10 protein-coding genes are annotated in these 13,858 nt (G+C 46.7%); 5 read left to right on the forward strand and 5 right to left on the reverse strand.

Going from position 1 to position 13,858, the window contains the following annotated elements; all coding sequences use genetic code 11:
- Nucleotides 1–102: 102 nt before the first annotated feature.
- On the reverse strand, nucleotides 103–1,749 hold the full coding sequence (locus ACYCSE_RS08195; protein WP_459701992.1) for a response regulator: 1,647 nt from the start codon (nucleotides 1,747–1,749) through the stop codon (nucleotides 103–105).
- Nucleotides 1,742–3,601, reverse strand: coding sequence for a cache domain-containing sensor histidine kinase (locus ACYCSE_RS08200; RefSeq protein ID WP_459701993.1), 1,860 nt, complete (start codon nucleotides 3,599–3,601; stop codon nucleotides 1,742–1,744). The genes ACYCSE_RS08195 and ACYCSE_RS08200 overlap by 8 nt, the downstream gene beginning before the upstream one ends.
- A gap of 122 nt (nucleotides 3,602–3,723) precedes the next feature.
- Between ACYCSE_RS08200 and ACYCSE_RS08205 the strand changes: the two genes are divergently transcribed.
- The gene (locus tag ACYCSE_RS08205; protein ID WP_134904268.1) at nucleotides 3,724–4,620 is read left to right on the forward strand and encodes a carbohydrate ABC transporter permease; all 897 of its coding nucleotides are present in this window, start codon (nucleotides 3,724–3,726) and stop codon (nucleotides 4,618–4,620) included.
- Entirely contained in the window at nucleotides 4,620–5,450 is an 831-nt protein-coding gene (locus tag ACYCSE_RS08210; RefSeq protein ID WP_013312583.1) for a carbohydrate ABC transporter permease, read from the forward strand. The genes ACYCSE_RS08205 and ACYCSE_RS08210 overlap by 1 nt, the downstream gene beginning before the upstream one ends.
- Nucleotides 5,451–5,522: 72 nt before the next feature.
- Here ACYCSE_RS08210 and lepB read toward each other — a convergent pair whose 3' ends face one another.
- Nucleotides 5,523–6,143 carry a signal peptidase I gene (gene lepB / locus ACYCSE_RS08215; protein WP_452567745.1) on the reverse strand — a complete coding sequence of 207 codons (621 nt, stop codon included), beginning with the start codon at nucleotides 6,141–6,143 and terminating at the stop codon, nucleotides 5,523–5,525.
- Nucleotides 6,144–6,474: 331 nt separating this feature from the next.
- Between lepB and ACYCSE_RS08220 the strand changes: the two genes are divergently transcribed.
- From ACYCSE_RS08220 to ACYCSE_RS08230, 3 genes are all read left to right on the forward strand, one after another.
- Entirely contained in the window at nucleotides 6,475–7,827 is a 1,353-nt protein-coding gene (locus ACYCSE_RS08220; protein ID WP_452567746.1) for a right-handed parallel beta-helix repeat-containing protein, read from the forward strand.
- Between the two features lie 112 nt (nucleotides 7,828–7,939).
- Nucleotides 7,940–9,472 (forward strand): MFS transporter, encoded by a 1,533-nt coding sequence (locus ACYCSE_RS08225; RefSeq protein ID WP_061829521.1) that lies wholly within the window; start codon nucleotides 7,940–7,942, stop codon nucleotides 9,470–9,472.
- Nucleotides 9,473–9,521: 49 nt separating this feature from the next.
- Nucleotides 9,522–10,649, forward strand: coding sequence for a glycoside hydrolase family 88/105 protein (locus tag ACYCSE_RS08230; RefSeq protein WP_103047202.1), 1,128 nt, complete (start codon nucleotides 9,522–9,524; stop codon nucleotides 10,647–10,649).
- 78 nt (nucleotides 10,650–10,727) lie between these two features.
- On the opposite strand, the gene ACYCSE_RS08235 is transcribed toward ACYCSE_RS08230, so the two are convergent.
- Both ACYCSE_RS08235 and ACYCSE_RS08240 read right to left on the reverse strand, forming a co-directional pair.
- Nucleotides 10,728–11,660: a polysaccharide deacetylase family protein gene (locus ACYCSE_RS08235; protein ID WP_250266952.1), complete on the reverse strand. Its 933-nt coding sequence runs from the start codon at nucleotides 11,658–11,660 to the stop codon at nucleotides 10,728–10,730.
- A 196-nt stretch (nucleotides 11,661–11,856) separates the two neighbouring features.
- Nucleotides 11,857–13,815 carry an acyltransferase family protein gene (locus ACYCSE_RS08240; protein WP_459701995.1) on the reverse strand — a complete coding sequence of 653 codons (1,959 nt, stop codon included), beginning with the start codon at nucleotides 13,813–13,815 and terminating at the stop codon, nucleotides 11,857–11,859.
- Nucleotides 13,816–13,858: the final 43 nt, after the last annotated feature.

Here is a 13,858-nt window from a genome sequence, read left to right on the forward strand (position 1 = left end):
ACTCCCCCATTTGTTTGTGATCAACGTCCATGCGCTCATTCTAAAAAATATACTCCAATTTAAAAAGGCAGATTAGTGAAGCGTTAAGGGTAAAAAAGTGGTTTATTGCAGGCTCACGCGATACTCAGACGGTGACACCTGATAATAATTACGAAAAGCCTTACTGAAATAATTTTTATCTTTGTAGCCGAGCATATCCGAGATTTCCTGTATTTTCAGGCTAGAATCACCCAGCAGCTCCTTCGCCTTGTCCATTCTAACCTTCTGTACATATTCGTGAATACCGTAACCAAACTGCTGCTTAAACAGCTTCATCAGGTATTCCCGACTCAAGAAATAGGTTTCGGCAAAAAACGAAATTTTGATATCCTCAAAATAATAACGGTCGATGTGCCTTTTGATATCCGTTATGTCAAAGGGCTGGTTCCCCGCTTGAGCATGTTGGACCCCAGCAATGTAAAGCTCCAGCATCCGATTCAATCTCTGACCGTAGTGGACAAAGCTCGTAAAATCAGCAGACAAATCGCTTTCCCCCGCGTGCTCCAGTTCTTTCAAAGCTCCATCTTGATTCAACGCTGACGTAGACGCACCTAACTCAATCGCAGCTTCTCTCAGTAAAAAATGGAACTCGTTCATCATTCGATCCGCATCCTGTAAACGGAAAATAGGGCCTGATGCCAATTGTTTCAGCAGATCGCCCAGCAGTACCTTTGCCCGGTTCGCCTGACCTGTCTGAGCATCCTTTTGGATCGACAACAGTCGCTCCGTCCATGACATTTCCTCTAACGTACCCATTTGCCGTGGCACTGTATGAAGAATGGATTCCCCTTCCAGCTTCAACACATCCGTGCTGTGAATGAGCGTCTTGGCATCCATATAAGCAGACGCTAGCTCCAATACATCTGTGCAGAGCTTACCCAATCCGGCAACTACCACCATACTGAACAGCCCATGCAGATTCGCCACCGCCTTCTGTGTCACTTGTGCCAATAGTAAGGCCATATGTTCTTCTTGTCCTGGGGCCAAGGTACAGATCGAAACGACCTCACGCTCCCGTCGCGGATGGAAGAAGCTAAAACAACTCAACCGTTCATCTGACGTCTGAGCTAACACATTGGTCACGGCAAAATCCATCAGATCGGCATCGCCATGAAAACGCGTCCTGCGAATCTCATCCCTGTTCAGCAGCCGCAGCACAATCACCCCAAAGCGATTCCCCGGCTGATCCGCTCCGATCAATGGGAGCAACGCTGTATTGGCCTGTCTTTTAAAGCTACCGTCCAAAATGGACAAATATAACTTCTCTTTCAGCTTCGGCAGTGACATATTCAGTGTAATGTTCTGGCTAATGAACTTGTTTTTGCTTTGCTCTCGACTTTCCAGAATGTCCACTGCTTTGCGCAGTGCCTGGTTCAGATCGTGACGATTAATAGGTTTGAGCAGATAGTCCACCACCCGGGATTGAATCGCCTGCCGTGTAAATTCAAAGTCATTGTAGCCACTAATGACAATCGTCAGCAGGTGGGGATATGCCTTTTCGATGGCACGAAGAAATTCGATACCGTTCAGCTCAGGCATTTTCATATCGACCATCACCACATCTATATGGTGCTGACCCAACAGCTCCAGTCCCAACCTTCCATTCGTCGCCTCATAAATATGTTCGATGCCCAGACCGTCCCAGTCCCCGATAATACGAATGGCTTCGCGCAACGGCTCCTCATCGTCAATAATCAATACGTTATACATGACTACTTCCTCCCCGGGGAATTTGCATTCTCATTTCCGTTCCCGTTTCATCCGTAAGTATGAATAATCCTGCCTGATCTCCATACAAAAGCTTCAACCGTGTGTTCAGATTTTTCAAACCAATATGCTCGCTCTCCCGTTCTTCCCATTTTTCATGGAATGAATCCAGCACCATTTTCAGCTTGTCCTCTGAAATTCCAGGTCCGTTGTCCCTGACTGTAATTGTGGCATTTGTAGAACTCGATTCGGCTGAAATGACGATCAGAATATCGCTTGATACTTTTTCCAACGCATGCTTGATAGCGTTTTCCACCAACGTCTGCACAGATAATCTCGGAATCGGCAGCTCCATCAGCGTTTCTTCCCATACCACTTCGACCCGCAGTCTCGCTCCGAACCTTGCTTTTTGCAGACCTATATACCGTTCAATGTGCCTAAGCTCTTCGCGGGCAACTACGATATCCTTGCCGTTGATGGAATACCGCAACGTTTGGGCCAACGCATCCACCATATCCACCATGTCGAACATCTCCCGCTTTAATGCCTGCGTGGATATGGCTTGCAGGGCATTGTACAGAAAATGAGGATTAATTTCAGCCTCCAACGCCTTGAGTATGGCGTTCTTTTCGACCAGCTTCATGCGATAGCGCTCATTAATAAGTTCTTCGGTTCTTTGTACCATTTCGTTAAAATGCAGCGACAAATATGCAATCTCGTCATGTCCCTTCACAGGAGCTGTTGCTCCAAAATCTCCGGTGCTAAACCGCTTCATCTGGGTGGACAGCTTATGTAAAGGTCGGGTAATAGCGTTCGAGGTCAGTGTCACTAATATAATAGACACACCTAAAAATAAAGCTCCGATGGCATAGCTCCAATTCCGTGTTGTCGTAGCTGCTTCATAAATCTGGCGGTATGGGATGGGCTTAATGAGCTGCCACCCCTCTTTTTCACCAGCATCATAGACGACCAAATACTCCTGATCCCCACTGCTATCTGACCACGTTACTCGCCCGCTTCCTCCCTTGCCGATCTGTGCCAACACTCCGGAATCACGCATCCGCTCATATAGCGGAAAGCTGTTCACATAAAAGGGAACCCCTTCAGGGCTCATTAGCATCAATTGATCCCCTTTGCCGAGTGGAATGTTCTGCATGATTTCATCCACGGCGCTCGTATTGTAATAAAAAGACAGCACCGCCTGCGGATGGCGGGATGCAATCGACCTCAACACTCGATGGTATGCCATAAAGCTCGCTTGTGGCGCCACATAGCCCATATCAGAGCGGGACCCCACAAAGGATTGAAATGATTCGTTCGTGGTACTAGCCATCGCCTCTTTATACCAGGGAAGCTTGGGAATATCCGTGTTTATTCCTTTGCGCACCGTAATGTTGTATGTCTCCCTGGTGACCACATAGTATTGATGTCGGTCCGCCACGTACAGATAGATCGCTTCCAGATCATTACGTGAATAAAACATGCTGCGCAAGTAATTTTCAATGACCATTCTCGAAGCATAGTCTCGATTCTCATTGGCAATGGCGTTCATGATATCGTTATAACGAAGCTGCGGAAGAGCCAACTGCTGCATTCCCTCCAAGTAATCCTCCAAATTCTGATTGACCAGCAATAGATTATTGGTCGTGCTGGCGATGCTATGGTTAACCGACTCCTTTTCAATCATCTGATAGGAAATAATTGTGAGTGAGCCCACCACCAGAATAATCACCGAGGTAAAAAGTAGAATGAGCTTGTTCACTAATTTTTGCGTGATCCTCCTCCACATAGAGCGAAGAAACGTTCCTACACGCTCTGACATCATGATAATCGCCCCTTTTGAAAGCGTACACATTTTTACCCTCAACTGTTTTCTTAAATCCATTGGTCCGGCCCTAGGGGCTATCCTATACTTTCATTATATCTTAAACAGCTTGGAGCGAAAGAGCGGAAAATGTTGAGAAAAAGAGGTGCGTTATGCTGAAAAAAAGGGGAACTTGGGGCGACAAGGGCAGTAAACTGGAATTCGGTTTATTCACACTGCCCGTAATCCTGTGCATTACGATTGCATTTTATATTCCGTTTTTGATGACGATACGCTATTCCCTGACCAAGTGGAACGGCATATCCAAACATCCGAAATTTGTAGGTCTGGATAACTTTAAGCAAATCCTGCTTGGGGACGCCAATTTTGCACATGCAGCCTGGTTTACCGTCAAGTATGCCATTCTGTACATTGTATTGGTGAATGTCCTGGCCATTTTGCTGGCGCTCGTTCTCGATATGAAGCTGAAAAGCTCGGCTTGGCTGCGGGCGGCTTTCTTTATCCCGTATATCCTCAGTCTCGTGATTGTCGGCTTTATATGGAAATTCATCTTCATGCAAGGCTTTGAGTCACTGGGACACAGTACAGGCTGGGGTATCTTCCAGCTAAGCTGGCTGGGTGAGGAAGGGCTCGCGTTTATTTCCATTTTGGCGGTATCGATCTGGCAATCCATTGGCTTTTACATGGTCATTTATATTGCAGGCTTGCAATCTGTGCCAGAGGATTTAAAAGAAGCTGCCATTGTCGATGGCGCGGGGCCGATTCGGAGATTTTTCAGTATTATTCTACCGATGCTCGCACCTTCCATTACGATCTCAGTCTTCATGGCACTGACCAACTCGATCAAAGTGTTTGACGTCATTTTATCTCTGACCGGCGGTGGGCCAGGTGGTACGACATACAGTATTGCGTATGATATTTACCGGGACACGTTCCAGAACAATCTGTATGGCTACGGAACAGCCAAAGCATTGATTTTATTCGTTGCAGTCCTGATCATTACGATTATTCAATTGTCTATTTTCAAACGCAGGGAGGTTGAAGCCTGATGCAACGCAGCCGTACGGGACGTATTTTGCTAGAAGCGGGCATGATTGTATTATCATTGTTATTTTTGTACCCACTGTTTCTCGCCATTAACAATTCGTTCAAAAGCTTCGCTGAGGTCATGACCGATGTTATTGCGCTGCCCAAGCAGCTTTCGCTGGATAATTACGTATATGTATGGAAATTCATTGACTATCCGCGCCTATTTCTGAATAACACCATTATCACCGTCGTCGGACTGGCAGGTATCGTACTGATATCTTCCATCGCGGCCTACAAGCTGGCAAGAACCAAAAGCAAATGGAGCTCCGTGATTTACATGCTGTGCATTATGCCGATGCTGATCCCGTTTCAGTCCATCATGCTCACTGTCTTGCGACTGGCAAAAGACTTAAATCTGGCAGATAGCACTTGGGGACTTGGTTTGCTGTATTGGGGCTTCGGCGCACCGCTGGCAGTGTTTATCTATCACGGCTTCGTGAAAGGTATTCCGGCTGAGATTGATGAAAGCGCCAAAATCGATGGGGCCTCGGGCTTCCGGCTTTTCTTTTCCGTGATTTTTCCCTTGCTAAAATCAGTCACCGCCACCATTGTCATTATCGACGTGATGTGGATTTGGAACGATTTTCTGCTTCCGTTACTCATGGTCAACGGCTCACCCAGCACCAAAACGCTGACGCTGGCCGCCTACACCTTTGTCGGACAGTATACGTCAGACTGGCAATATGCCATGACCGCGATGGTAATGGCTGTTCTGCCTTCGATCATCGTATTTATTTTTCTGCAAAAATACATTGTTAAAGGCGTCGTTGCTGGAGCCGTCAAAGGCTGAGTCAAATATTCGAAGTTTATAAAATAAAAAGCGCCTTAAGTGAGGAATCCCCCCCTCTTAGGCGCTCTTATATTATTTATGCTTAACCCATTGTGCGCTATCCACCGGCCAAAAAATCACATCCGCACGGCCAACAATATCTTTAATAGAGACAAAGCCAATAGCACGACTATCCCTACTATTATTGCGGTGGTCACCCATCACAAAAATATACCCCTCAGGTACCTTGGAATCGGTTATGGTTCCATTTGGAAAATCAACATTGTTATATAGTTCTCCCTTGGCGTGCGCATCCTGAATAGCTCCCTGAATGTATGACTCCTCTACTTTCTTACCGTTCACATAAAGATTGTCGCCTTGATACTGAATCGTATCTCCAGCCACTCCAATAACACGTTTAATAAAGTCTCTTTGTTCCTTTCTCACATGGAATACAACAACCTCACTCGGCTTGGGATCACGAAAATCGTAAATCACCTTGTTCACGACCACTCGTTCATCTGTCTTGAAATTCGGTTCCATGGACGCTCCCTCAACAATAAATGGCGCAAATAATAGCCAACGTATAATGAACACGAACACAATGGCTACAATAATGGCCTTAAGCCAATCGATCATCTCATTTTTCACTCGTGGCCGCTTTTCCTGCAATTGTTCGACAGTTGAATCCGTCAAATGATTTCCACTCTCCATGCGCTAAACCCACCCTTTCCCACAGTTTTCATTCCTATTATATGTATAATGTTTAAGTATAATCAAATTTTCCCAGTCTGGCAAAACTACATTTTTAGTTGAAACAAAAGTGTGAACTTTTTTTCACAATATCAAAAAAACAGTAAAAAACTGTTGATGCAAACGTTAACATATATTACACTGTGCATATACTTCTTAGAGCGTTTTGGACTAATGGTAGATCAATCTATTCCCCCAGGAGGTGTCCTGTTTTTAGTGGAAAGACAGCATGAGTCACTTTTATAGATGCTATCTTCTTTTAAAATATGAGCTCAAATAAGGAGGAAATTACATGTTTAAACGAAATGATCGTCCAAAAACCGGCTTTAACGCTCTAAGACTCGGTGTTTCTTTTGTTTTTGCTTCTTCTTGCCTTATTGGAACCGCTTACGCAGATACGTTATCCAACGACATCCCTTCTTCCGCACTCACAGAAGAGGCAGTTAGTACAACCGACTCAACCACCGTCTCCACAACGTTAGCGGCAGGTGATTTGTATGTAGCGCCAAATGGTAACGTGTCCAATCCGGGTACAATATCCAGTCCTACCACGCTCGAAGCAGCACTTACGCAAATTGCTCCTGGTAAAACCATTTACCTGCGCGGTGGCAACTACACCTACTCCTCAACGGTTACAATTCAGCGTGAAAATAGCGGCAATAACGGCTCACTCAAAGGGTTGGTCGCTTACGGTAGTGAAAAGCCGGTACTTGATTTCTCTGCTCAAGCCTTTGGTTCAGCCAATCGTGGACTTCAGCTTAACGGAGACTTTTGGCTGGTAAAGGGCCTGGAAGTCAAGGGTGCCGGAGATAATGGTATCTATATCGGCGGCAGCAATAACCGAATCGAAAACGTGGAAACTCACCACAACCGGGATACTGGACTTCAGCTTGGACGTTACTCCCCTAACGCTTCCACTAGTGAGTGGCCTTCGAACAATTTGATTTTGAATTCTTACTCTCACGATAACGCTGATCCCGATAATGGTGAGGATGCCGATGGCTTCGCTGCCAAATTGACTGTGGGATCAGGCAATGTGTTTGATAACTGCTTGGCTGCGTACAACGTAGACGATGGCTGGGATTTGTATAGCAAAACCGAAACGGGTCCCATCGGCGAAGTAACCATTTTGAACAGTGTGGCCCACCACAACGGGCAGACCGCAGATGGAACGTCTACCGCGAACAGCGACGGCAACGGCTTTAAGCTGGGTGGAGACAAAATCAAAGTCAACCATATTGTGAAAAACAGTATTGCTTTCCAAAACAAAAAACACGGCTTCACCTACAATAGCAACCCCGGCAGCATTACGTTGACCAATAATACTTCGTGGGACAATGGACAAAGTAATTTTGCTTTTGACAAGGGTGATCACGTGTTCATAAACAATCTTTCCTTTGAGGGAAGCGCCAGTGACAAAACAAGCGGTACAGATCAAGACAACTCTAGCGTTTGGTGGAAAAACAAAAAATCGACGAATGCCAATGGTCTGGTAGTCAGTGCAGACGACTTTGTTAGTCTCACGCCTTCTATCACTCGAAGTGCAGACGGTTCCATCCAGCTAGGTGATTTCCTTAAGCTGGCCAAAGGAAGCGATCTGATCGGCTCGGGTACTCCGAGCGGAAAAAATATAGGGGCACGTTAAAAGCCTCGCCTAATCAGGACGCCCTGGCCCATCTACCAACTCAGACAATTTTGCATAATATAGCGACCGGTGATTGTCCTCATAACCAGACAAAATATGAGGTGAACAGATCATGGAACGAAGAATCACACTGAAACATACACTCGCCTATGGAAGCGGTAACATGCTAGGAAGTGGCGCACTTGCTATTAGCGGTGCATGGTTAATGTACTTTTATACAACCTTTTGCGGACTGTCTCCCGTTCAGGCCGCGGCCATTTTCTCTGTTGCCAGCATCATAGATGCAGTCAGCAATCCGGTCATGGGCTTTATCAGCGATAACTTTCACCGGACCCGCTTGGGCCGTAAATTCGGCAGACGACGCTTTTTCATCATGATGGGTATCCCGCTGATGCTCGTGTATCCGATGCTTTGGGTAGATGGGTTGGGCTTCTGGTATTACCTGAGTACGTACGTGCTGTTTGAACTGGTGTATACCTCTGTCATGGTGCCGTATGAAGCACTAGCGTCAGAGATGACACGGGACTTCGGCGCACGCTCCAGATTGACTGGATGGAAGGCTATGTTTGGCAAAATTGCCAATTTCGCTGCCGCTTTTATCCCTGGTCGCTTTATTGCCGAGTATGGCAAAGACTCTCCATTGCCTTTCTTTTATACCGGTCTCGTTTTTGCAGCTATTCTGCTGATTGCGATGGCATTCTTGTACAAAAACTCCTGGGAACGTCCAAGTGAGGAACTGCAAAAGGAACTGGAAGGTGAAGCTCCGCTTTCCTTCATAGATTCGATGAAAAAGTTGTTTGTTGACATTTCCTCTACCTTCCGAGTCAAGACGTTCCGTCATCATCTCGGGATGTACCTGGGCGGCTTTTCAGCTGAGTGGCTGTTTACTTCTGCTTTTACGTACTTTATTGTCTTCTCCTTGTTCCAAAGCTCGGAGATGGTATCCAATTTGAACAGCTTTAACTCTGTCATTCAATTGATTTCTACCTATTTCTTCATCCAATTCTGCGTGCGTAAAGGGTTCCGTATGCCTTTCATCGCCGCACTCGTTGTCGTTTGCTTTAGCGTAGCAGGTTATGGCCTGCTCTATATAACGGGAGCCTCGAATACGATGGTATGGCTATATGTCATCACCCTGTTCATGGGGCTTGGTACTGGGGGCGTCTACTACATCCCTTGGAATCAATACACGTTCCTTGCCGATGTGGATGAAGCGTTGACCGGCCGTCGCCGGGAAGGTATTTATGCAGGTATGATGACTTTTGCCGGAAAAATGGTGCGGGCCGTTGTCGTCTTCATTCTCGGCTGGGTGTTACAGCATTTTGGCTTTGTATCCGGGGCTGATAGTCAGCCCGTCGCTGCTCAGCACGCCATCTTTTATGTACTCGTGGTTGGTACTATCGTTCTCGCGATCATCGGTATGATTGCTTCTGTCGTGATGAAGCTGGATATTGACAGCCACAAGAAGCTAATCGCCGAAATTGACCGCCTCAAAAACGGTGGCTCCATGAAATCAGCCAAACCGGAAGCCCGGAAGGTATTCGAGGAACTGACAGGCTTCCATTACGATCGGTGCTGGGGTAACAATAACGTGGGCTTCAAGAACAAACCCGCTGACCCTAAGACACACACTCCATCTATGTAACAACAATAACAATTACAGATTAAACATTTACTAAAGAGGTGACTGTATCATGGCAAATCCAACATCACAACCAACCACCAGTCCTACAAAAACAGATTCTTGGGCTGTACGTATGAGCGATTCCGTTCTGCAACGGAGCCCGGAATTTTATGAAAAATGGGAATATGACCACGGTGTCATTTACAGAGGTCTGGAATGGGTTGGCGAACTGACAGGCGATCCCAAGTACATGGAATTTATAAAAAAACATATGGACCATTTTGTTGACGAAAATGGCGTAATTCAGCGCTATAAAGTAGATGAGTACAATATTGACCACGTGAATAACGGCAAGCTGCTCTTCTCGCTGTATCGTGCCACAGGAGATGAACGATACAAAAAGGCAGCCTACCAATTACGCAGTCAGCTGGAAAAACACCCACGCACAAGCGAGGGCGCATTCTGGCATAAGCAAATTTATCCGTATCAAATTTGGCTCGACGGCTTGTACATGGGTGCCCCGTTCTATGCTGAATTCATCCGCGAATTCGGAGATCCATCAGAGTTTGACGATGTGACCCTGCAATTCAAGCTCTGCTACGAACATACGCGTGATCCTGAAACAGGTCTGCTCTACCATGCTTGGGATGAGAAGGGTGAGCAGCATTGGTGCAACCCGGAAACAGGCTGCTCTAAAAATTTCTGGGGACGCTCGATGGGTTGGTTCGTTATGGCACTCGTTGACGTGTTGGACTATATTCCAGAGGATCATGCAGACCGTCCCGTCCTGATTGATATGCTGACGGAAACACTGGAAGCCCTGCTGAAAGTGCGTGATAAAGAAAGTGGAGTCTTTTATCAAGTGCTCAACCTGGGCCATGTGAAAGGCAACTATCTGGAGGCCTCTGCTTCCTGCATGATTCTCTATGCTATTGCCAAGGGCGTTCGCAAAGGCTATCTGCCAGAGCAATATCGTCAAGAGGCAGAAATCATCCGTAAGGGTATTATCGATGAATTTATCACGATCACTGAAGAAGGACTCGTGAATCTGAACAAAACGGTGCAAGTAAGCGGTTTGGGTGGCAAAGATCGTCGGGACGGTACCTTCGCTTACTATATCAGTGAGCCGATTATAACCAACGACCCCAAAGGTATCGGAGCTTTCATTCAGGCAATGGGTGAAGCAGAGCGTATCTAAAACACCCGAACGATATACCTTATTAGCAAAAAGGACGGTGGCCATCAGCTCCGTCCTTTTCTTATATATAAACATATCTTACTTCATAACCTTAAACTCATATCCCTGTTTTTTTAGATATTCTATAATTTGCGGCAAAGCTTTTGCAGTTTCTTCTTTACCATAGGTGTCATGCATGAGTATGATGGCTTTTTCTCGACCTTTCACTGACCTCATAAATTGGTTGATTAGTCCGGGGGCTTTCTTGGATGCTCCCTCTGCATCCTTCGTTAGTACATTCCAATCTACCTGATGATAGTCCTTCTGAAGTAAGACTTTATCCAAAGCAGCCATCCCCTGTGGATCTCTTCTATTCCATGTCATGTGGCCCCCAGGAAACCGGATCATTCTTGTGGTGAATTCTGGCCCTAGAATACTTTTTAACACCTTATTGTTCCTCTCAATATCCTGCATAACATGGTCCGTGCTTACCCGCCTGTTAGGATATAAATACTTATAATTATGAGAGTACGTGTGGTTTCCTATCGCATGACCCTCTTTAACAATTCTTTTGATAATGTTCCTGGTATGTTCATTTTCATCGGCTTCTTTTCCTACGATAAAAAAGGTTGCCTTGACCTTCTGTTTTTTCAGAATGTCCAATATTTTAGGTGTTACCGTCACGGATGGACCATCATCAAAGGATAAGTAGGCCACTTTTTTACCATCGGCTCCATCGGGCATCTGCCCTAGCATTTGCTGCTTTAAATATTTTTCGACAAAGGCACCATCTTCTACTTCGGGGTCGCTTTTTGGAGAGACCGCTTTACCTTTTGATGAGTCCTTGGATACGGAATCTGTTTTTTTAGCAAGCTCCTGTGTTGGCGCATGTGTTTTGTTATCTGAGACCTTTATTGCAATGAAAGTAATACAACCTGCCACAAATAATAAAATAGCAATCCAAATGAGTCTTTTTCTGTTCCTCTTCAAGCGGTGCTCCATTGTCCTACTATGTGAATAGCCCTTTTCCATTAGCTTATGTACCTCCATACTAAAATAAGAAAAACCACCGGATCAGGGTTGGTGTACACACCTTAGAATAGACATTGGAAAAACCCTTAGGTTTAGCCGATGAAAATTTAGGGATGTGCTTCAACCAGAGGACAACCTACTCCCGGTGGCTTTCTTGTCTTGCATTTACATAATTTATGAGTATCATTGCAGTTTATTACGATTGCTTCGTTAGGGCCTGAGCCAACAAGGACGCATAAGCTTTAGCACCTTTAGGTTTTAAATGTACTCCGTCATGCTCGAAATATGAATTTTTACCAGAGCTGGCTCCATACCAGTCAATCATTGTAATTCGCGGGTCCTGGGACGCTGCTTCGGCAAGATGCTTGTTCACAATACTTTCCCACGGCCGAGGCACACGGGTATTCACAAGTATAATACGCTTCGCATCCTTCAGGCTGGCCAACAGATCGGATAACTGGTCCTTGGTAAAAGCGCCGTTCGTGCCCAGCTCAATAATAACCGTCTTACCGAGCTGTCCGTTCTGTCTTAGCTGCTCCAGTACGGCAGGCGCCTCCGCCATCTGACGGCCGATCCGCCCATCTACAACAGCTCCCGGGAAGGATTCCTGAATGTACGACTGTACATCCAACATGACAGAGTCTCCAATGGCGGTAACACTCGAGCCATCACCTGTCATAGGCGTAGCTTCTTTGGGTTTGTCCGAAGGTTCCGACGGTTTCGTAACATCGTCCGTAGTACCAGCCTGGACCGCCGTATTCTTAGGCGTCTGGGTTTGAGACGGGACTGGGGTCTGCGCCTTGCTGCCCTCGGACCCTTGCAGCTTGATGGCTTGGGGCTCCTTGGAAGCCACGGATACCGTTCCGTGAAGCGGCGGCATCGCCTTTGCCTTTGCGACTGGATTCTCATCGCTTGATGCCGCCTGAATCGTTGCATCAGGAGAAGCCACGTACAGGTGGACGGTACCCACGAGAATACCTACAAACAGCACAGCCGCTGTAGTTGTAGGCATCCATCTCCACCGCGCCTGTCTACGAACCGCAGAGCGGATTCCTGTGATCCAGTGGCGGAATCCTCCATGGCGAATCGGCTCCTCAATATATTTAAACGAGAGAGACGCCAGCAATACGGTAGCTAGCAATTGTAAAATGATACGCAGCACATGCACGCCATCGGTATCTACCTGAGGCGTCGTTAGCGTGATAACCGGAACATGCCACAGATACAGTCCGTAGGAACGGGCTCCAATCCAACGTAGCGGCTTGATTCCAAGCAGACGACCAAGGTGGCTTACCGGATGTGCCAACGCTGCGACCACAATAGCAGTGACTAAAGCTATGCCCAGCAGGCCGCCCCGGTACAGAGATGGGTCATATTCATTCGTGGCCCACGCCCAGTGACAAAGCAACAGCAAGCTTATTGCACCGATGCTGTCCAGAAGCATACGCGCCTTAGCAGAAGCTTTCTCTTTCAGTTTGCCGCTTGGCCACACCAAAGCCAGTGCCGCACCAATCAGCAAAGCAAATCCGCGCGTATCCGTGCCGTAATACACCCGGCTCGGGTCGCTTCCCGGTACGTAAATCACTGCCATCAGGAGCGCAGATATTAATGCCAGACAAGTTACCCAGCCTGCGAGCACAATACGCTTGGGCATGAATTTTAGCCCGAGCGCCAGCAGTAAGGGCCACAGGATATAAAACTGCTCCTCCACCGCCAGCGACCACAGATGCCCAAGCGGAGAAGGTGGGCCGAAACTTTCAAAATACGAAACCTGATGGAAAATAAACCACCAATTGCTCATATACACCAATGCGGCAGGTACATCTCCGCGCAAGGCCGTGAGCCGGGACGGATCGAAAAGCAACGAGCACAGGACAATGACAGCCACAACCGTCAACATGGCAGGCAGCAACCTTCTGGCACGACGCAACCAGAAATCTTTCATTTTAAAACTATGATATGTATCCCACTGACTAACCAAAATATCTGTAATCAGATATCCTGACAAAGTAAAAAACACGCCTACACCCAACAAACCACCCGGCAACCAATCCGGATTCAGATGATACACAATGACTGCGATGACTGCCAGCGCTCTTAAACCATCCAAACCTGGCATATAACGACGTTGTGACGACAACCGATTAGACTTCATTTCAGCCGCCGTCCTTCTTGCAAATTCAAGCTCCCTGTCTGTT

The organism is Paenibacillus sp. SEL1, assembly GCF_054602535.1.

Excerpts from the sequence above, each read along its gene's own strand:
- ACYCSE_RS08220 (WP_452567746.1), top strand. The coding sequence starts at position 6,475 with ATGTTTAAACGAAATGATCGTCCAAAAACCGGCTTTAACGCTCTAAGA.
- ACYCSE_RS08230 (WP_103047202.1), top strand. The coding sequence starts at position 9,522 with ATGGCAAATCCAACATCACAACCAACCACCAGTCCTACAAAAACAGAT.
- ACYCSE_RS08195 (WP_459701992.1), bottom strand. The coding sequence starts at position 1,749 with ATGTATAACGTATTGATTATTGACGATGAGGAGCCGTTGCGCGAAGCC.
- lepB (WP_452567745.1), bottom strand. The coding sequence starts at position 6,143 with ATGGAGAGTGGAAATCATTTGACGGATTCAACTGTCGAACAATTGCAG.
- ACYCSE_RS08200 (WP_459701993.1), bottom strand. The coding sequence starts at position 3,601 with ATGTGTACGCTTTCAAAAGGGGCGATTATCATGATGTCAGAGCGTGTA.
- ACYCSE_RS08225 (WP_061829521.1), top strand. The coding sequence starts at position 7,940 with ATGGAACGAAGAATCACACTGAAACATACACTCGCCTATGGAAGCGGT.
- ACYCSE_RS08205 (WP_134904268.1), top strand. The coding sequence starts at position 3,724 with ATGCTGAAAAAAAGGGGAACTTGGGGCGACAAGGGCAGTAAACTGGAA.
- ACYCSE_RS08240 (WP_459701995.1), bottom strand. The coding sequence starts at position 13,815 with ATGAAGTCTAATCGGTTGTCGTCACAACGTCGTTATATGCCAGGTTTG.
- ACYCSE_RS08210 (WP_013312583.1), top strand. The coding sequence starts at position 4,620 with ATGCAACGCAGCCGTACGGGACGTATTTTGCTAGAAGCGGGCATGATT.
- ACYCSE_RS08235 (WP_250266952.1), bottom strand. The coding sequence starts at position 11,660 with ATGGAAAAGGGCTATTCACATAGTAGGACAATGGAGCACCGCTTGAAG.